This window comes from Blautia sp. TF10-30 (genome assembly GCF_003481245.1).
Lineage (GTDB): Bacteria > Bacillota > Clostridia > Lachnospirales > Lachnospiraceae > Fusicatenibacter > Fusicatenibacter saccharivorans.
This window is the reverse complement of sequence record NZ_QUKM01000018.1, coordinates 33,431-53,375: the sequence shown is the minus strand read 5'-3', so window position 1 is coordinate 53,375 and position 19,945 is coordinate 33,431. Positions and strand designations below refer to the sequence as shown.

Sequence of the window (19,945 nt, the reverse complement as noted above, 5' to 3'; positions counted from 1 at the left end):
TTTTAGGGTTGACGAAATGGGGGTTTATGAATATAATTGAAATGATGTTTTCTGTCATACATGTAGTGAAATACTGCCTTGCAGGCAGTTATTGATTAGAATTTAAAGGAGGTGCCTTATCTTATGAAAATGACATTTCAGCCGAAAAAAAGATCCAGAGCTAAAGTTCACGGATTCAGAGCAAGAATGAGCACAAAAGGTGGAAGAAAAGTTTTAGCTGCAAGAAGATTAAAAGGAAGAAAAAAATTATCAGCATAAAACCAAAGGCCGCATAAAATTTATGTGGTCTTTTCTTCTATCTAAAGCTATTCAATGAAAAGAAAATTTAGACAAATCATGAAGGAAAGAATGGATTCATGAAATATTCGGAAAGCCTGAAAAAAAACAGAGATTTTCAGCTGGTTTATAAGCAGGGAACATCGTTTGCAAACCGATTTCTGGTCATGTATGTGAAGAAAAATCAGCTGGGACGGAACCGGATTGGAATTTCAGTAAGTAAAAAGGTTGGAAACAGCGTTGTGCGCCACCATCTGGCGAGACTGATCCGGGAGAGTTATCGTCTGCATGAAGAGGAATTTCAGTGTGGAATGGATGTAGTTGTGATCGCAAGAGTTAATGCAAAAAACTGTACGTATTTCGAGATAGAGGGAGCACTTTTGCATCTGGGAAAACTGCATCATATATTAAAGGAAACAGAAAAATGAAGACGGTATTGATAAAAGGTATCCGGTTTTATCAGAAGTACCTGTCTCCTCTGAAAAGGGTGCACTGCCCTTATACGCCGACCTGCTCGCAGTACGGGCTGGAAGCGATTCAGAAATATGGTGCTTTCAAAGGAAGTCTGCTGGCATTATGGAGAATACTGAGATGTAACCCGTTTTCACACGGAGGTTACGACCCTGTGCCGTAGATAAATAAGGAGGAAAAGACGTTTTGGATATCGTACTGAGTAAATCAACGTGGCCGATTATCGGGTGGGTATGCCAGATCCTCGGCTGGCTGATCAATGGAATTTATTTTTGTCTGGAAAAAATTGGAATTCCGAACATCGGTATTGCGATTATTCTGTATACGATTATCATTTATCTCGTTCTGACGCCGCTTCAGATCAAGCAGCAGAAGATGTCGAAGATGATGAGCGTAATGCAGCCGGATCTGCAGAGAATTGAAAAGAAATATCAGAACAAAAAAGATCAGGCTTCTCAGATGAAAAAATCTGAAGAAACCATGGCAGTTTATCAGAAATACGGTGTCTCCCCGACAGGAAGCTGCAGTACACTGCTGATTCAGATGCCGATTCTGCTTGCACTGTACCAGGTTATCTATCATATTCCGGGATATATCGGAAGTGTCCGCAATGTATTCCAGGGACTGACAACACAGATGATGGGTGTATCAGGATATTCTGACATCCTGACACAGTTTATCACAGATAACCGTGTTACCATGTACAGTAAAGTAAGTGAAACATTAACCGAAAATAACCTTCTGGACATGTTTTATGTGCTGAAACCGTCCCAGTGGACGAAGCTGGCCGATATCAGCGAGTTCTCCGGTATTGCGGATACCATTACAAAAACCGCCGCGGAGTCCAAGCATATCAACATGTTCCTTGGATTTAATATTACACAGTCTCCGATGGATGTCATCCGCGAGGGTATGGCAAACGGATCTGCTCTTCTGATTGCAGGAGCAATTCTGGTGCCGGTTCTGGCATGGTTTACCCAGTGGCTGAACTACAAGCTGATGCCGCAGGCACCATCTTCCAACAACGGAAATAAGACAGCAAATTCCATGGAAAATTCCATGAAGACCATGAACACGGTAATGCCTGTTTTCTCCGCGTTTATGTGTTTATCATTTTCCATCGGTATTGGTATTTACTGGATCGCCGGTGCGCTCGTTCGAAGTGTACAGCAGGTTATCATCAACCGTCATATGTCCTCGATTGACATGGATGAGGTGATCCGCAAAAATCAGGAAAAAGCGGCCAAGAAGAGAGAAAAAGCCGGCCTTCCGCCGCAGAAAATCACACAGGCTGCAACGCAGAGTGTGCGTAATATTCAGGTACAGGAGAATGAAGAGCCGTCTGCTGAGGAAAAAGAGGCAGCAAGAAAGGCTTCGACTGAGTATTATAACAGCAATCAGGAATACCGCGCCGGAAGCATCGCTGCGAAAGCAAACATGGTAAAACAGTTTGATGAAAAGAACAGCAAAAAGAAAAAATAGGGGGTAAATCTTTATGGAGTTTATCGAAGTATCCGCAAAAACCGTGGACGACGCCATTACAAAAGCCTGCATCGAGCTTCAGGCTGCCAGCGATAAACTGGAGATCCAGGTCATCAGCGAAGGCAGTTCCGGATTCTTTGGAATCGGAAGTAAACCGGCTGTGATCCGTGCCGCTGTAAAAGCCGCACCGGAAAAAGAACCGGAAGCACCCCAGAAACCAGAGAAAAAAGAGGCAGCTCCTGCACCGGTAAAAGAAGCGCCGAAAAAAGAAGCTGTAAAGAAAGAAACGGAAAGAAAATCTGCTCCGCGTCAGGCAGAAACTGCAAGACGCTCCGAGCCAAGAGAAGAGCGTGAAGTAGTTCAGAGAACAGACGAGGAAATCGCCCAGATCAAGGCAACGGCACTTGAGTTCTTAAGCGGCGTGTTCAAAGCCATGGAGCTCCCGGTTGAGATCCAGATGGAGTACAATGCCGAGAATGGTTCTCTTGAAGTTGATTTTGCCGGTGAGGATATGGGCATCCTGATCGGAAAAAGAGGACAGACGCTGGATTCCCTTCAGTATCTGACCAGCCTTGTAGTCAATAAAGAGCAGAAGGATTACGTTCGTGTCAAACTTGATACGGAAAATTACCGCAAGCGCAGAAAAGAAACACTGGAAAACCTGGCAAGAAACATCGCTTACAAAGTGAAAAAGACCAGAAGACCGGTTTCTTTGGAGCCGATGAATCCTTACGAGAGAAGAATCATCCACTCTGCATTGCAGGGAAATAAATTTGTGGAGACCTACAGCGAGGGCAGCGAGCCATATCGTCACGTTGTTGTAGCGCCGAAACGATAAGAAAGCGTAAAAAATATGCAAAAAGACGGTACCTGTGTAAAATACGGGGTACCGTCTTTTCTGGTTTTCTGCTAAAATGGAACTATTCAGAGCCATGCGAAAGGAAAGAAAAAATGTGGATCTGAATACTGGGATCCCCAAAAAGAGAGGTTTTAGAAAGGACTGGAAACAATGGCAGGATTTCATTTGGATGATACAATTGCCGCAGTGTCCACAGCGATGGCGCCGGCGGGAATTGGTATTGTAAGAATCAGCGGAAACGATGCATTCGAAGTGGCGGACCGCGTATTCCGTGCAAAAAAAGAAGGAAAAAAGCTTTCCGCGGTCAAATCCCATACGATTCATTATGGATGGATTACCGAAGGGGAGGAAGTGATTGATGAGGTCCTTGTCATGGTAATGAAAGGACCGAAAACATATACAGGTGAAAATACCGTCGAGATCGACTGTCACGGCGGTGTGCTGGCGGTAAAAAAGGTGCTTGAGGCAGTCTTACATGCGGGCGCGCGGGCGGCAGATCCGGGCGAGTTTACGAAACGGGCGTTTCTGAACGGAAGAATGGATCTGACGCAGGCCGAAGCGGTCATGGATGTCATTTCGGCGAAAAGTGCCTATGCCTTAAAAAGCTCCGAGAGCCAGCTGCGCGGAACGGTGAAAAAGGCGATCCGGGCAATTCGCGAGAAGCTGATTTATGAGATCGCGTTTATCGAGTCGGCGCTTGATGACCCGGAGCACATCAGTCTGGACGGATACCCGGAGCGGCTGGCCGTGGTTGTTGCGGAGCAGAAAAAACAGGTTGAAAAGCTCCTGGCATCTGCGGATGAGGGTAAGATGATCCAGGAGGGCATCAAGACAGTTATTCTTGGAAAGCCGAATGCCGGAAAATCGTCGCTTTTGAATCTGCTGGCCGGAGAGGAAAAGGCGATTGTAACGGATATCGCCGGAACGACGCGCGATGTGCTCGAGGAAAATCTGGTGCTGAAGGGTATTTCCCTTCGGATTCTCGATACGGCGGGTATCCGCAAGACGGCGGACACGGTCGAGAAAATCGGCGTGGACCGTGCGCTCGAACACGCAAAAGATGCGGATCTGATCCTCTACGTGGTGGATGCGTCGGTGCCGCTCGATGAGAATGATGCGAAAATTATGGAAATCCTGAAAGGGCGCAAGGCGATTGTGCTGCTGAATAAATCAGATCTGACCGCGGTGATCGAAAAAGAGGAGATGGAGCAAAAGACAGGTGCTCCGGTCATCAGCATTTCGGCGCGGGAAGAGACGGGCATGGAAGAGCTGGAGGAGCAAATGAAAAAGATGTTTTTCCAAGGTGAAATTTCGTTCAACGATGAGGTTTACATCACGAATGCGCGTCATAAACAGGCGCTTCTGGAAGCAAAAAAGAGTCTGGAGCTGACGGCAGGCAGCATCGAAATGGGTATGCCGGAGGACTTCTTCTCGATTGACCTAATGAATGCGTATGAGGAACTTGGCTCGATCATCGGTGAAGCGGTGGGAGAGGACCTTGTGAATGAGATTTTCAGCAAGTTCTGTACAGGCAAATAGTCACGAAACAGTTCGTAGAGTTTAGACAGAAAAGGACAGGAAAAATGGCAGTTTTAGAAGAAACAATTGATATTGCCGTCATCGGTGCGGGCCATGCGGGATGCGAGGCAGCACTTGCGGCAGCGCGGATGGGGCTGGAAACGGTTGTATTTACGGTAAGTGTCGACAGCATCGCGATGATGCCGTGCAATCCGAACATCGGAGGAACCTCGAAGGGACACCTCGTAAAAGAGATCGACGCGCTCGGCGGCGAGATGGGTAAAAATATTGATAAGACGTTTATTCAGTCGAAAATGCTGAATCAATCGAAGGGACCGGCGGTGCATTCGCTGCGTGCGCAGGCGGATAAGCGGGCGTACAGCCAGTCGATGCGCGAGGTTCTTGAAAATACCGATCATCTGACGATCCGCCAGATGGAGATTGCGGAGCTGATCGTGGAAGACGGTGTTCTGACGGGTGTAAAGGCCGTTTCCGGCGCGATTTACCACTGTAAGGCTGCCGTCCTCTGTACCGGCGTTTATCTGAATGCACGGTGCATTTACGGCGATGTGAGCACGTATACCGGCCCGAACGGACTGCAGGCGGCGACGCATCTGACGGATTCCCTGAAAGCGAACGGCGTGGAGATGGTGCGTTTTAAAACAGGAACACCGGCGCGTATTGACAAGCGGAGCATTGACTTTTCGAAAATGGAAGAGCAGTTTGGCGATGAGCGCGTTGTGCCGTTCTCATTCTCGACCGATCCGGAGAGCGTACAGATCGATCAGGAATCCTGCTGGCTGACGTATACGAATGAAGAAACGCACAAAATTATCCGCGAAAATCTGAATCGGTCGCCACTGTATTCCGGCATGATCGAGGGAACGGGTCCGCGGTACTGTCCTTCGATTGAGGATAAGGTCGTAAAATTTGCGGATAAAAACCGCCATCAGGTGTTCCTGGAGCCGGAGGGAAGATACACGAACGAGATGTACGTCGGCGGCATGTCGAGTTCACTGCCGGAGGATGTGCAGATTGCGATGTATCACACCGTGCCGGGCCTGGAACACGCGAAAATCGTGCGGAATGCGTATGCGATCGAGTACGACTGCATTAACCCGAGACAGCTTCTGCCGTCCCTCGAGTTCAAGGCGATCAAAAATCTGTTTTCCGGCGGCCAGTTTAACGGTAGTTCGGGATATGAAGAGGCTGCGGCACAGGGTCTGATCGCGGGTATCAACGCAGCGCTTTGCGTACAGGGAAAAGAGAAATTGGTGCTCGACCGTTCGGAGTCGTACATCGGCGTTCTGATCGACGACCTCGTGACGAAAGAGAACCATGAGCCGTACCGTATGATGACGAGCCGCGCGGAATACCGTCTGCTGCTCCGTCAGGACAACGCGGATCTGCGTCTGCGCAAATACGGCTACCGCGTGGGTCTGATCAGCGAGGAGCAGTATGAGGCACTGAAAGTAAAAGAACAGCAGATTCAGGAAGAGATTGAGCGCGTGGAGAATACGTATGTGGGAACGAGCTCGAACATCAATGAGCTTCTGGAAGAGTATGGATCAACGCTGCTTTCCGGCGGAAGTTCGCTCGCAGAGCTGATCCGCCGGCCGGAGCTGAATTATAAGATGCTGGCGGAAGTAGATCCGAAAAGACCCAAGCTGCCGGAGGATGTGCAGGAGCAGGTCAACATCAACATCAAGTACGACGGCTACATCAAGCGCCAGATGAAGCAGGTGGAGCAGTTCAAGAAGATGGAAGAGAAGAAGATCCCGGAGAATATCAATTACGACGAGATTCAGAGTCTGCGTATCGAGGCGAAACAGAAGCTGAACCTGTACCGCCCGATCAACATCGGCCAGGCGTCCCGTATTTCAGGCGTTTCCCCGGCGGATATTTCGGTTCTGCTGGTGTATCTGGGACATAAATAAAGGACAGATATGCATGGCTGAATTACATTCTTATGCAGCGAAACAGCAAGTGTTTTGATACTGCGTGGACAGGAACAAAAAGTGCAGCGGGCACTTGGAAGAATAGAGTAGAACGGAGAACAACATGAAAGAATACAATCTTGAAGGATTTGAGCGCGGCCTTTTTGAGCTTGGAATCACACTTTCCGAGGAGCAGAAAACGCAGTTTCTGCAGTATTATGAGCTGCTTGTAGAGTGGAATTCGTTTATGAATCTGACGGCGATTACGGAGTTCGATCAGGTGATTACGAAGCATTTTCTCGACAGTCTGTCGCTGGTGAAGGTCTGTGATGTGGAACAGGCGGGACGCATTCTCGACGTGGGAACGGGAGCCGGTTTTCCGGGAATCCCGCTGAAAATCGCGTTTCCGGAGGTGGAAGTTGTACTGCTGGATTCACTGAATAAGAGAGTGAAATTCCTGAATGAGGTGATCGGACAGCTTGGCCTTTCGAAAATCACGGCGGTTCACGGAAGAGCCGAGGATTTCGCACGCCAGAAGGATTACCGGGAGCAGTTTGATCTCGTGGTATCACGCGCGGTGGCGAATTTAAGCTCGCTTTCGGAGTACTGTCTGCCGTATGTGAAGGTGGGCGGACGGTTTGTTTCGTATAAATCGGGCAAATTGAATGAGGAGCTTGCCGCAGCTCAAAAAGCGATTCATGTGCTCGGCGGCGAAGCAAAAGAGCCGGTCTATTTCCAGCTTACGGGAACCGAGGATGAGCGATCGTTTGTCTGTATCGAGAAGGGGAAGGCAACGCCGAAAAAGTACCCGAGAAAAGCGGGAACACCGGCGAAGGAGCCGATTCAGTAAAAAATTCAAAAAAATAAAAGAAGCGCTGCAAAGAACAGAAGAAAAAAGTTCTTTGCAGCGCTTTTTGACGTTCTGAAAACGTTTAGGATGCCATACAGCAGCCCGGAATCAGAAATCCGATGTAGCTGATGAGGAACAGTACCAGCCAGATCGTTCCAGGCAGGAGTGTCAGATGGCAGGAGGCGCGCTTCCACTCGGCGGGAAGTTTCGCGGTGAGAGAAGAGTAGCCGTCGTCGATCCAGATCATCAGAGGGACGAGCGCCGGCATCAGGTAGCGGCCCTGAGACTGGTAATCGCTGAAATACGTGTTGTACATGTCCATGAACAGCGTGACCAGGCAGGCGAGGAACAGCATCACAAAGAGGAGAAGCTGCGGCTTTTTGCGGAACCAGTGCGGAACCATGCCGAGGAACAAAAACACTAGGAATCCGAATGCCATCAGGGCGCCGTACAGCAGATAAAGCACCATCGGGAGATGGACGGTCATGTAGGAGAACGAGCCGATGAAGCTGCTGACGGTCGAGAACAGCCAGTTGGAGGTGCGGCCCTCCGGGGTCTGTAAATACGTCTGCTGGAAGTTCCAGCCTTCGGATGCCGGGGTCTGACGATTCTCTGGTTTGTATTCATCGGCTGCGTACAGCGCTGCGGATTCATTCGAGGTGCGCATGCCGAGCAGATCGCCGTCGTGGATGACGGCATTGCGGATGAAGAACCAGCCGCCGATCAGGAAGGCGATAGCGAAAACAGCCAGCGCTTTGACAAAAATTTCTTTTGCCGGTTTCCGGAAATGAATCATCAGCGCGAAGAACAGCAGAATGCTGCACAGCAGGTACGCGTAGGCGTTATAGTACGACAGCGCGCAGAGTCCGCAGCCTGCTCCCAGGCCGATACAGTCTTTTTTGCAGAATGCGCTTTTCATGCCGCGAATCCAGAAATAGATGATCAGTGCGACCGTGAAAACGGCGAACGAGTCGTTGTTCACATAGCAGGAGAGGAACACAAACTGCGGCAGAAAACCGACGAAAATACCGCCGAGCAGTGCGGATTCGCGCCGTTCAAAGAGCTCTTCGCCGATCAGAAAGACAACGATCAGTGTGCCGGTGCCGGAAAGGACGCTGGTGAGGCGGGCGGCAGTTAAGAGAACCGCTGCACTTCCGTTGAACAGCGCTGCAATGCCCATAAATACCGCGCTGATGAGTGCAGTCAGATACGGATACAGCGCATAGGAAAAGCCCCACAGCGGGTGGCGCACCGCTTCCTCCATGCCGTTCGGCAATGCGTGGTGTGAGACGATGTATTCCGGAATCAGCATCCGCATCGCCTCATCGGGGGCGTGTTCGGTTTTCAGGAAAATCGAGGTGCCAAAAGAGATGCAGAAAAAGCCGAAAATCAGCATATACTTGGCCCAGTAGTAGTCTTTTTTATTCATAGAGTCTCCTAAAATCTCCAGTCCCGGACGGGAAAAAGTCCGGCGTAATATTTTGCGGCGGAACAAAAATGGAAAAGCGTCTGTCCGCGGATACGTTATAGTATACATGATTCTTATGGTAAAAGAAATTGATTTTTCGTCGAAAAACAAACAAACTGCTCCATGGCTTCACTGTTTTTTCACAAATTTTCCAGCAAATTATCACATTTTCAGAATAAGATAAAGTGTCTTTAGAAAATGAGAGCATCTCCGGCTCTTTCACCCCCAAGGGCGGGCCGGAACTGCTTTAAGAAACAAGGAGGAAGGAACATTGATAGAGGTTAAAAACCTGGTGAAACGCTATGGCGACCACGTAGCTGTCAATAACCTGAGTTTTACCGTAGAAGAAGGCCAGATCTATGGATTTCTTGGCCCGAATGGAGCCGGAAAATCAACGACCATGAACATCATCACCGGCTATCTGGCATCTACGGAGGGCGAAGTGCTGATCAACGGCCACAACATCCTGGAGGAGCCGGAGGAGGCAAAAAAATGCATCGGCTATCTGCCGGAGCTGCCGCCGGTCTACACGGACATGACCGTTCTGGAATATCTGAAATTCGTGGCGGAATTAAAGAAAATTCCAAAGGATCAGAGAAAGAAACAGATTCTTGAGGTCATGAATCTGGTGAAGATCACCGATATGCAGAACCGTCTGATCAAGAACCTGTCGAAAGGATACCGTCAGAGAGTCGGACTGGCACAGGCGGTGCTCGGTTATCCGCCGATCATCATTCTCGACGAGCCGACCGTAGGTCTGGACCCGAAGCAGATCATTGAGATCCGCGATCTGATTAAATCACTGGGCAAAAAACATACCGTTATCTTAAGTTCCCATATCCTTTCCGAGGTCAGCGCCGTCTGCGATTACGTCATGATTATCGCAAAGGGACAGCTCGTTGCGAGTGATACCCCGGAAAACTTAAGTAAACTGATGCTTGGATCAAACACGGTTACATGTACCGTTCACGGAACGAGAAAGCAGCTGGTTCCGGCGCTTAATGCGCTCGATGCAAAAGAGATCCAATATGAAAATACGCCGAATGAGGAGCAGATTAAGGTAAAAATTACCACTGAAAAGGATAAGGATATCCGCGAGGAGCTGTTCTATGCACTGGCAAAGGCCAACTGCCCGATCCTCGAGCTGACTTCCTCCTCGATGTCTCTGGAAGACGTCTTCCTGGAGCTGACCGATGATTCCGGAAAGGCTGCAAGAAAGCTGAAAAAAGCAGAGAAAGAACAGCTGAAACAAAAAGAATGTGAAAAAGAATGTGAACCGGAAGCAGACAAAACGGCTGTCGGGGAAACGTCGGAAGAAGAAAGCACAGATACAGCAGAATCAGCCGCTGAAACAAAACAGGAGGAGGGAGACGCACAATGACGGCGATTTATAAAAAAGAGTTAAAAAGCTATCTGACAAGCATGGTCGGATATCTGTTTATGGCGTTTACTCTGGCGCTGTTCGGTCTGTATTTTACGGCCATCAACCTGCAGCAGGGTTACCCGGAGATCGGATACGCACTGCAGAATTCCGCATTTATTCTGCTGATCGCAGTACCGGTTCTGACGATGCGTGTCCTGTCGGAGGAGCAGAAAAATAAGACGGATCAGCTGCTCCTTACCGCACCGGTAAAAATTTCCGATATTATCCTTGGAAAATATCTGGCACTTCTCACCATTTATGTGATTCCAGTGCTGATTATGTGCCTGTATCCGCTGCTTCTTGGAACCCACGGAACAGTTTCCTACGCTGTATCCTACACTTCGATCCTTGGCTATTTCCTGCTGGGAGCAGCCTATATTTCGGTCGGCGTGTTTGTTTCCTCCATCACCGAGAGTCAGGTCATCGCAGCCGTTGTCGGCTTTGTGATCCTGTTCCTGTGCTACGTGGAGAGCGGTATTGCAAATTTCTTCCCGGAGGGAGCCGGAAGTTCCTTTTTTGCGTTCTTTATCATCATTGCGCTGGTATGTCTCTGGATCGGCAGTATGATTAAAAACCCGATCATTACCGGCGTGATTGCCGTGATTGGCGAGGGCGCGCTGACAGCAGTTTACTTCATAAAATCCACCCTTCTTGAGGGAAAAATCCAGGATCTGCTCGGTATATTCAACATGGCAGGCCATATGGATAACTTTGTGAACGGTATTCTGGACATCGGCGGTGTTGTTTATTACCTGTCCGTTATTGCAATCTGCACTTTCCTTGCAATGCAGTCCCTGCAGAAAAAACGCTGGAATTAGGAGGTGGAGACGATGAGCAGCGAAAAGAAGGAAAAGAAACAGCATAAAATGAATTTTAACATTAAAGAAAAGCTGAAAAAGACGTTCTCCAAAGAACATCTGAAGGAAGTGTTCACCGGCGAGGAGCAGAAAAAGCACCTGAAACAGGGCTCTTATTCTTCGATTATGACGGTGATAGTTCTGGCTGTGATTGTGGTCATCAACCTGATCGTGGCGCAGATTCCGACCAGTAAAACGCAGATTGACCTGAGTACCCAGAAAATGTATTCCATTACAGATGAGACGAAAACGGCATTAAAGGATCTCGATCAAGACGTTACCCTGTATTATATTGTGCAGAAGGGCAGTGAGGATGACACCATCGAGAAGCTGCTGGAGCACTACGATGAGCTTTCTGACCATATCAAAGTAGAGACAAAAGACCCGGATCTGTATCCGAAATTTACGAGCCAGTATACCGATCAGACGGTAGCTGCAAACAGTGTGATTGTCGTATGCGGCGATAAGAGCAAGGTGGTCAGCAACAGTGATATGTGGGAGACTTCCACAAACTATCAGACCTATCAGACACAGACGACCGGCTTTGACGGCGAGGGTCAGATTACCAGCGCCATCACGTATGTGACGAGTGAAAACAACCCGAAGGTTTACTGGGTAACCGGCCACGGCGAGGCTTCCGAGAGTGATCTCTCTACAAACTTCAGTGATGCCATTAACAAAAACAATGTGGAAATTAGTGATCTTGCCCTGATGACAGACGATATCCCGGAGGATGCCGAGGAGCTTGTAATCATGTCCCCGACCACCGATTTTTCAGAGGATGAGGCAAATAAAGTCATTACCTACCTGGAAAACGGCGGAAAACTTCTGATGTTCACCAGCTATACCGGAACGGATATGCCAAATCTGGATTCCATTCTGGAAAATTACGGCGTGAAACGCTCCAGCGGAATTGTTGTGGAGACCGATTCCCAGCATTATTATCCGCAGATGCCGTATTATCTGCTGCCGAACATTCAGAGTGATGACATTACAACCGAAGTAAAGAGTAATTACATTCTGATGCCGGTTGCACAGGCAATTCAGAAGCTCGATTCTTATCGTGATACCATTACGATCAAGAGCCTTCTGACGACCACCGAGGACGCTTATATTGAAAATGACCCGGAGAACAGCACCTGGTCGAAGAGTGCGGACAGTGAGACGGGCGCATTTGACCTTGGCGTTTCCATTACAGAAACTGTAGATGATAAAGAGACACAGATCATTTATTTCTCGAGTGCATCGATGCTGAGCAGCCAGATTGACCAGGCAATCAGCGGTGCGAACTCGAAGCTGGCAGCGACTGCACTGACCTCCATGTGTGATGTGGAGCAGACCGTTGTTATTCCAAGCAAGAGCACAAGCTATACAAACCTGGTATTTACACAGGGAGCAGTTAACACCTGGTCTATTATTACCATTGCGGGAATTCCGCTGGTACTTGTTGTGATTGGCGTGATGATCTGGATGAAGAGGAGAAAACAGTGATGAAGAAAAAAGGAAAGATGGCGGCCTGCCTGATCCTTTTGGTACTGCTTCTTGCCGTACTGGTGGTGCTGACGAAGAAAAACAGCACCGCCGATGCGGACAGCGGCAGTTCGGATTCTGGTGCAGACGCCGAAAAAGTGGTTGATTTTTCAAAAGATGATGTAACAGCGCTTTCGTTCCAGATCAACGGAGAGACGGTGTCCTTTACGAAAACAGCAGGAGACGATGATACCGATATCTGGACATACGATCAGGAGGATGGATTCCCACTGGATGAGGGCAAGATAACGAACGTTTTAAGCTCTCTTAGCAGCATGACAGCAGAAAGAGTCATTGAAGGCGATGAAATCGATTCTATGGCCGATTTTGGGCTCGAGACGCCGTCTCAGGAGGTTGTAGTGACTGCGGGAGACGAGAAAACGACGATTCATGTCGGAGATAAGAACAGCTCGAGCAGATACTATATTTATCTGAACGATGATACGAGTAAGGTTTATCTGGTAAGCACATCGCTTGGAACGATGTTCCCGTCCGATATGATGGAGTGGGCGACAACGGAATCCATGCCATCTGTGACGGCGGAAAACATTACAAAGCTGCAGGTGGATGGTGAGAACGGATATACGCTGACAAAAGAAGTAAGCGCTGCTGATTCGGCACTCCAGACGGATGAATGGCAGGTTGTGAACGCAGATGGAGCGGCACATGGCGGTGATGCGGATTCGATCGGCACCATGACAAGTGCAGTGGCATCTCTTAGCTTTGGAGATCTTGTTACGTACAACGCATCGGATCTTTCCCAGTACGGACTGGATCAGCCAAAGACGACGATTCGCGTGCATTACACGGAAGAGCAGGAGGTTGAGGCTGACGATACAACAACGGCAGATACTTCTTCGGATTCCACAACAGATTCTGCATCAAGCGACAGCACTGCAACGAGCTCTTCTTCCGAAACGACAACCGTTACGGTGGAGAAAGATCTGGTATTGTATGTCGGCAATGCAAATGAGGACGGCGGTTCTTATTACGTGAAGCTGGACGGCTCGAATGAAGTTCATCTGATGACGGCTTCGAACGTTGAAACCTTCACCGGAAAGAAGGCATCTGATTTTTGGAACATGTATATCGGCATGGAAAATGTATCGGATCTGACGAGTCTTGATATTACGTATAACGGCGAGACGAAGACGTATGTACGCCATGTGGAAGAGAAAAAGGATGACGACAGCGATTCCACAACACAGGAAATCAGTTACATCTGCGGCGATGAAACGATTGATAAATCAACGTTTACCACGTTCTATTCTTCGCTCATTGGCCTGAAGGCGCAGACGAAGGATGAAAGCCTCGTGCAGGCCAAGGATGCCGAGTTTACCGCAGTCTTCCATATGACAGACGGCGACCTGACATTTGCTTACAGCCCGTATGATTCGAGCTTCTATTACACGGTAGATGAGGACGGAGTGCCGTCTCTTGTGAATAAAAATAACGTGAAGACCATGCTGGAAAATTACGGGAAACTGCTTGCGGCAAAGACGGAAGATGACAGTTCTTCAGACAGCACGTCAGAATCAGCGGAATAAAGAGTCATTAAAATCTGGTTAAAATTGAAAACGGAGGATTTACTGAGAGTGAAAAAATCAGTAAGTCTTCCGCTTTTTTATGGGAAAATGAAAGCGGAAGAAGTATAATGGGAGTATAACAAAGACGGTGGATGGGGGGTGAAAGGATGAAAAAGGTTTGTTTGACAGTATTGTGTATTCTGCTGGTGGGCTGCGGTAATGCAGAAACGGCGGAAACAGAGGAGAAAATGCGGTTTGAAAATCTGGATCCGGCAAAGGTAAATATGCAGTACGGAGGGTTGAAGGAGTGGGATCGGTTTTATAATAGCTTTTATGAGCAGAAAGAGGGAAGCGATCTCATTGTTCTAGGAACGGTAGAGGATTATAGCTGTTTTGCCGGGGGAATTGAGATTGCAACCGATATTTCACTGCGGGTGGATGACGTTTTGAAAGGTGATATGGAAGCCGGAGAACATATTACGGTTCGAAAGCCGGGCGGAGCAGTTACGGTGGAAGAGTATCTGCAGTCCATGGAGGATGCGGGAATTACGTACTGGAACGCAGAGGAGCTGAAAGCGGAGTATTCGGAGGAGGAACGGCGGGAGAACTATATACAGATCAGCTTCTGCGACCTTGATCCGGTGATCGGGCAGAAATCCTTGTATTTTCTGGAGAAAGATGCGGAAAAGGAGCTTTATTACCGGCTTTGCGACGGGTTTGGACAGTATGTAGAGACTGCGTCGGGTGAATATGTAAACGCGTATGAGATTGCAGATGAGAAAAGAAATGCGGATGAGCCAATGATGCTTGCACTGGGAGAAACGGTGGAATTTGACCCGGATGCAGCGCCGGAGGAGAGAATTAATATTTATACGATGGATGAAATAAAAGAGGGAATGGAAACGTATACAGCGCCGCCAACGGATTATCCGGGCGCAGAGGAAGATGCGTTGGAAATGGACTGTGAGCCGGGTTAAAAATGGAAAAACGGAGGATTTACTGACATGGAAATATCAGTAAATTCTCCGTTTTTTTGTCTCATTTTTTTCGCTCGAGGCCGGGAGCAGAAGGGGGTATTACTGTACCGGTGCGAAGAAGATCTGGATCTGGTCTAAGAGGGCCTGTGGGGCCTCCATCTGTGGCATGTGCTTTGTTTTCGGCAGGATCTGGGTTTCGATGGAAGTGTTGAGTGCCGTGTACAGCGCAAAGGTTTCTGCGATGCCTGGTTCCTCCTCACCGCCGATGAGGAACATGCTGTTGTCGATGTGTTTTAAGGCGTGGCCGATGTTGAGGTTCACGTAATTGCCCGCAAGGCTTGCAAAAAGGTACTTTCCGGCGCTGTTCTGGAGGTGTGCGGACTCGTAGAAGGCGTCTACGTCCTCCGGTGAGCGGTGAAATGGGTTGTGATAATAGCTCTCGGTGAATAAAAGCTCGATGTTGGAGCGGCCGGTGAGCGTGTGGTACAGCAGCGTGCCGACAAGCGGGAGCTCAATCATGCGTTTCAGGAAGCGGCTGCGTTTATCCGGAATTTTGTTGAGCTTGGCAAGGTCGGTCGGGTTGATCATCATGATTCGGCCGAAGCATTTCGGGGCTGTATTGCAGGCGGTTACGACGAAAGAACCGGATAAACCGGATGCAATTACGTCGGTTGGACATCCGATGACCTGCTTGATGAAGGTGACGATGAGCTGTACGTATAAAAAGTTCGTGTACGTGATCGCCGGCTTGTCGGAACGGCCGCAGCCGAGAAGATCGAGTGTGTAGACGGTGTGATCCTTTGCGAGAGTATCCTCAATATACTGCCATTCGCGGCCGCTGGAGGCACAATGTAAGTCATGAAGTAAGAGCATCGGGGTTCCGGTGCCTTTTTTTGTGTAAAAAATATCGCCGAACTGCCAGGAAAAGATCTCTTTTTCAGCCGAGGCGAGCAGGTTTTTCCGTACGGCGGCGGTATCGAGCGTTTTATTCAGAAAGTAAATCGCTGCGCCGGACATCGTGGTGAGGACACTCAAGGTGACCAGTTTTTTGCTGTGTTTCATATGATAAAACTCCTTTCAGGGGTCTCCCGGAGGGGAGGAATCGGTTCGAAACGTTGTGTTGAGCTTATTATAAGCGAAAAAAGGGAAAGATACAATGCAAAAATTAAGGGAAAAATGAGAAAAAGAGACGAAAACAAGGCGCAATTTAACAAAAAGCGTAGACAATTCAGGAGAACTACGTTATGTCAACTACTGGCGAATGGCATATTTAAATAGTTTACATAACTGCAAAAAACAGAGAAAAAATGATGCAATAATACACATAAAAGCATGAAAACGGCACTATGGGATAAAATCCTTCCAGATTGGTAAAAATCCATGAAAAAATGGTCCCAAAATGCGTTTAGTAAATGGTTTGGAAAATCCGAAAAAACGAATGTAAAAGTTCAATTCATACGAAAATATAAAAATATAATTAAATAATTTAATAAAAGAGAGAAAACAGAGACGAAAAACTACGTGAAACACGCGAAAATACAGGAAAAATGTAGAAAATACGGAGAAAATCAAAAATAGAATAGAAAATACGATTATTTTAAAAATAAGAGAGGTGAAAAATGAGAGTGATTTTCGGAAAGCCGGGAAGCAAATCGCTTCTCACTGATCGCCGAAGACCGAAAATCGTAAAAAACGATGTTTCACGTGAAACATTTTGAGAGACGTGAAACGTGAAAAATGAGACGGGAAAAGTGACATAAGTAGAAACGAAAAAATGAAGGACGATCTAAAAAAATAGCAAAAAGAGGGTGTAAAACGACGGAAGAGGCGGAAAAAGCAAAAAAGATAAAAATGAGTTGAGAAAAGGCAAAAAACGACTGAAAAGGGGAAAATGTAGTATAGACATGGGCGAAAAGAATAAAAACGGGAGGGAGAGGCAGTGAAAGGCAAGAAAATGGTGTGAAATGGCGATGAGGGATAAAAAACGGAGAGAAGGAATAAAAAATGTTGATAAAAGAGAAAAAGTGAGATTGTTTACAAAAAAAGAAAAAGGTAAGCCAGAAAGATGGAAAAGAGGATAAAAGACGTGGCAGCGAGAGAAAAATATTAAAACCATAAAAACAGAAAAATTATAGTGAAATCAAATAAATCGATAAAAAACAGAAAATGTGCAGCTTGGCCTGTAAAATAAAAAAAATCAAAGAAAAACCGCCCGAAAAGAGAAAAACTGGAGAAAAAATGAAAAAGAGGATGTCTCACGGATTATGCCTCTTACTGATGAAAATAAAGAGAAAAATGCTGCAAATTTGAAAAAAGCGAGGAAGAACGATGAAAAAACAGAGCCCTGGTGAATAAAAATACATTTTATATACAAAAGAGACATTTACGATCACCGAACAACCATAAACAGTTTTGATTCCTGATCTATGTATCAATAATATCCTGATAAGTTGATTTTTTCTTCCTAATCACCTGAGATTTCCTTGAAAAAGAGCATCACACGATTAAAATAACGTTTCCAGTATATTTATACCTCAAAAACGTCAAAAATTAAAATGTTTCACGTGAAACATTTTATAAAAACTGTGTGAAACAGAAAAAATGTTCTGACATTGCAGAATTACTTGGAAACCATCAAAAAAATGCAAAATCATCGCTGAAAAAATTCCAAAAAGCCTTTAAACAGCGTAAAAACCGAGAAAAATTATTGTAAAACAGTGCTTTTCAAAATGTTTCACGTGAAACATCGCCAAAAATCTCCAATTTTCTTATGTTTCAAACCGCCTAATCATGCAAAAATGCAGAAAATGTTTCACGTGAAACATTTCCAGTAGTAAAATCCGGCGTAGTATGATAAAATATCTTTGTCCCAAATTGGGGCAATTTTGAGATAGAATCTGAAGAATTCCTCAGATAGACTGGCATAGAAAAGGAGATTTTTCCTATCTATATGCCAAAACACCTGCCGCATGAATCATTTTTTTGAAAGAAGTGCCGGCAGGTCATTTCCTGTAAAAAGGAAAAACTGCAAATGGAAAACAAAAAGATGAAAGGAGGCAATACATATTTTGGGAAGAACAATTGCAATTGCAAACCAGAAAGGCGGCGTAGGCAAATCTACCACCGCAATTAACCTTTCTTCCTGTTTAGGAGAAATGGGACAAAAAGTTCTGACCATTGATATGGACCCGCAGGGAAATACCACCAGCGGAATGGGAGTAGAGAAAAATGAAGTGGAAAATACCATCTATGAGCTGCTTCTTGGAGAGTCAAAACTGGAGGACTGCATCATTCCTCTGAATTTTGACAATCTTTCCCTTATCCCTTCCAATGTCAATCTGGCCGGAGCGGAGATCGAGCTGATCGGGGTGGAAGACAAAGAATTCATCCTGAAAAACGCAATTGATCAGGTTCGCGATCAGTACGACTTCATTATTATTGACTGTCCGCCATCCTTAAATATGCTGACAATCAACGCGATGACCACCGCGGACACCGTTCTGGTGCCGATTCAGTGTGAATATTACGCACTGGAGGGCTTATCCCAGCTTATGCACACGATTGAGCTGGTGCAGGAGCGTCTGAATCCGGAACTGGAGATGGAAGGCGTTGTCTTTACCATGTACGATGCGAGAACGAATCTTTCTCTGCAGGTAGTAGAAAACGTAAAAGACAGCCTGGATCAGAATATCTACAAAACCATTATTCCGAGAAATGTCCGCCTTGCGGAGGCACCGAGCTACGGTATGCCGATCAACTATTACGACAAGCGGTCCACCGGTGCAGAGAGCTACCGTCTCCTGGCAGACGAAGTGATTCACAGGGGGGATGAAGAGTAATGGCAGCGAGAAGAGGAGGATTAGGCAAGGGCCTGGATTCCCTGATTTCACCGGGACATTCGGCCAAAGCAGAAGCAAAAGAGAAACCGGTAAAACCGGAGGTCAAAGTAGTCGAGAAGGTTGTTGAAAAAGTTGTCGAAAAACCAGTTGAGATGAAACTGAAAATCTCCGAAATTGAACCGAACCGCGAACAGCCGCGAAAATCCTTTGACGAGGACGGCCTGATCGAACTTTCGGAATCCATTAAACAGTTCGGAGTTCTACAGCCGATTCTGGTGCAGAAAAAAGATGATTATTATGAGATCATCGCAGGGGAACGGAGATGGAGGGCTGCAAAGCTTGCCGGAATCAAAGAAGTACCGGTCATCATCAAAGATTTTACCGAGCAGGAAGTTGTCGAGATTTCCCTGATTGAAAATATTCAGAGAGAATCCCTGAACCCGATTGAGGAGGCACATGCATACAAACGCCTGATGGAAGAGTTCCATCTCCGCCAGGATGAAATCGCAGAGCGCGTTTCCAAGAGCAGAACGGCGGTTACAAACTCGATGCGTCTCCTGAAACTGGACGACAGGGTACAGCAGATGGTTGTCGATGAAATGCTGACAACCGGTCATGTGCGTACGCTGCTGGCGCTGGAGAATAAAGAGCTCCAGTACAATACGGCAATGAAAATCTTCGATGAAAAGCTCAGTGTCCGTGAGACCGAGCGCCTGGTCAAAGAGATCCTGAATCCGAAGGTGAAGAAAGAAAAGAAAGTCAATCTGGAAGAGGAAGCCATCTACGAAGGTCTGGAAGAGAAAATTAAGAGCATCATTGGTACGAAGGTTTCCATTCACCGCGGGGCAAAGCACAAAGGAAAGATCGAGATCGAGTATTATTCCCAGGAAGAGCTCGAGAGAATCATGGATCTGTTTGAATCAATACAGTAA

The 19,945-nt window shown here is 47.0% G+C and carries 17 protein-coding genes; 15 read left to right on the top strand and 2 right to left on the bottom strand.

Annotation, left to right across the window (positions count from 1 at the left end):
- Positions 1 to 123 precede the first annotated feature (123 nt).
- The 8 genes from rpmH to rsmG all read left to right on the top strand — a co-directional run bounded on the left by rpmH (position 124) and on the right by rsmG (position 7,393).
- Complete coding sequence (gene rpmH / locus DXD02_RS13760; RefSeq protein WP_005952426.1) at positions 124 to 258, top strand: 50S ribosomal protein L34; 135 nt, start codon at positions 124 to 126, stop codon at positions 256 to 258.
- Between the two features lie 98 nt (positions 259 to 356).
- Positions 357 to 704 carry a ribonuclease P protein component gene (rnpA, locus tag DXD02_RS13755; protein ID WP_022462272.1) on the top strand — a complete coding sequence of 116 codons (348 nt, stop codon included), beginning with the start codon at positions 357 to 359 and terminating at the stop codon, positions 702 to 704.
- The gene (gene yidD / locus DXD02_RS13750; protein ID WP_022462271.1) at positions 701 to 910 is read left to right on the top strand and encodes a membrane protein insertion efficiency factor YidD; all 210 of its coding nucleotides are present in this window, start codon (positions 701 to 703) and stop codon (positions 908 to 910) included. The genes rnpA and yidD overlap by 4 nt, the downstream gene beginning before the upstream one ends.
- A gap of 23 nt (positions 911 to 933) precedes the next feature.
- Positions 934 to 2,229, top strand: a complete 1,296-nt coding sequence (gene yidC, locus DXD02_RS13745) for a YidC/Oxa1 family membrane protein insertase (protein WP_118666996.1) — start codon at positions 934 to 936, stop codon at positions 2,227 to 2,229.
- A gap of 13 nt (positions 2,230 to 2,242) precedes the next feature.
- Positions 2,243 to 3,067, top strand: a complete 825-nt coding sequence (jag, locus tag DXD02_RS13740) for an RNA-binding cell elongation regulator Jag/EloR (protein ID WP_022462269.1) — start codon at positions 2,243 to 2,245, stop codon at positions 3,065 to 3,067.
- Positions 3,068 to 3,238: 171 nt separating this feature from the next.
- The gene (gene mnmE, locus DXD02_RS13735) at positions 3,239 to 4,627 is read left to right on the top strand and encodes a tRNA uridine-5-carboxymethylaminomethyl(34) synthesis GTPase MnmE (RefSeq protein WP_118666995.1); all 1,389 of its coding nucleotides are present in this window, start codon (positions 3,239 to 3,241) and stop codon (positions 4,625 to 4,627) included.
- A 44-nt stretch (positions 4,628 to 4,671) separates the two neighbouring features.
- Positions 4,672 to 6,543, top strand: coding sequence for a tRNA uridine-5-carboxymethylaminomethyl(34) synthesis enzyme MnmG (gene mnmG / locus DXD02_RS13730; protein WP_118666994.1), 1,872 nt, complete (start codon positions 4,672 to 4,674; stop codon positions 6,541 to 6,543).
- Between the two features lie 124 nt (positions 6,544 to 6,667).
- Positions 6,668 to 7,393 carry a 16S rRNA (guanine(527)-N(7))-methyltransferase RsmG gene (gene rsmG / locus DXD02_RS13725; protein WP_117805250.1) on the top strand — a complete coding sequence of 242 codons (726 nt, stop codon included), beginning with the start codon at positions 6,668 to 6,670 and terminating at the stop codon, positions 7,391 to 7,393.
- An 82-nt stretch (positions 7,394 to 7,475) separates the two neighbouring features.
- On the opposite strand, the gene DXD02_RS13720 is transcribed toward rsmG, so the two are convergent.
- On the bottom strand, positions 7,476 to 8,822 hold the full coding sequence (locus DXD02_RS13720) for an ArnT family glycosyltransferase (RefSeq protein ID WP_158581222.1): 1,347 nt from the start codon (positions 8,820 to 8,822) through the stop codon (positions 7,476 to 7,478).
- Positions 8,823 to 9,132: 310 nt separating this feature from the next.
- Between DXD02_RS13720 and DXD02_RS13715 the strand changes: the two genes are divergently transcribed.
- From DXD02_RS13715 to DXD02_RS13695, 5 genes are all read left to right on the top strand, one after another.
- Positions 9,133 to 10,242: an ABC transporter ATP-binding protein gene (locus tag DXD02_RS13715; protein ID WP_118666992.1), complete on the top strand. Its 1,110-nt coding sequence runs from the start codon at positions 9,133 to 9,135 to the stop codon at positions 10,240 to 10,242.
- Positions 10,239 to 11,102 carry an ABC transporter permease subunit gene (locus DXD02_RS13710; RefSeq protein ID WP_118666991.1) on the top strand — a complete coding sequence of 288 codons (864 nt, stop codon included), beginning with the start codon at positions 10,239 to 10,241 and terminating at the stop codon, positions 11,100 to 11,102. The genes DXD02_RS13715 and DXD02_RS13710 overlap by 4 nt, the downstream gene beginning before the upstream one ends.
- 12 nt (positions 11,103 to 11,114) lie before the next feature.
- The gene (locus tag DXD02_RS13705) at positions 11,115 to 12,632 is read left to right on the top strand and encodes a GldG family protein (RefSeq protein WP_022462024.1); all 1,518 of its coding nucleotides are present in this window, start codon (positions 11,115 to 11,117) and stop codon (positions 12,630 to 12,632) included.
- On the top strand, positions 12,632 to 14,218 hold the full coding sequence (locus tag DXD02_RS13700; protein ID WP_118666990.1) for a DUF4340 domain-containing protein: 1,587 nt from the start codon (positions 12,632 to 12,634) through the stop codon (positions 14,216 to 14,218). The genes DXD02_RS13705 and DXD02_RS13700 overlap by 1 nt, the downstream gene beginning before the upstream one ends.
- Positions 14,219 to 14,364: 146 nt before the next feature.
- Entirely contained in the window at positions 14,365 to 15,174 is an 810-nt protein-coding gene (locus DXD02_RS13695; RefSeq protein WP_055266712.1) for a hypothetical protein, read from the top strand.
- A gap of 99 nt (positions 15,175 to 15,273) precedes the next feature.
- Here the strand turns inward: DXD02_RS13695 and DXD02_RS13690 are convergent, their stop codons facing one another.
- Positions 15,274 to 16,236 (bottom strand): alpha/beta fold hydrolase, encoded by a 963-nt coding sequence (locus DXD02_RS13690; protein WP_117510633.1) that lies wholly within the window; start codon positions 16,234 to 16,236, stop codon positions 15,274 to 15,276.
- Between the two features lie 2,006 nt (positions 16,237 to 18,242).
- Here DXD02_RS13690 and DXD02_RS13680 point away from each other — a divergent pair.
- Together DXD02_RS13680 and DXD02_RS13675 are read left to right on the top strand one after the other, a co-directional pair.
- Positions 18,243 to 19,013, top strand: coding sequence for a ParA family protein (locus DXD02_RS13680; protein WP_022461756.1), 771 nt, complete (start codon positions 18,243 to 18,245; stop codon positions 19,011 to 19,013).
- Complete coding sequence (locus DXD02_RS13675) at positions 19,013 to 19,945, top strand: ParB/RepB/Spo0J family partition protein (RefSeq protein WP_117510630.1); 933 nt, start codon at positions 19,013 to 19,015, stop codon at positions 19,943 to 19,945. The genes DXD02_RS13680 and DXD02_RS13675 overlap by 1 nt, the downstream gene beginning before the upstream one ends.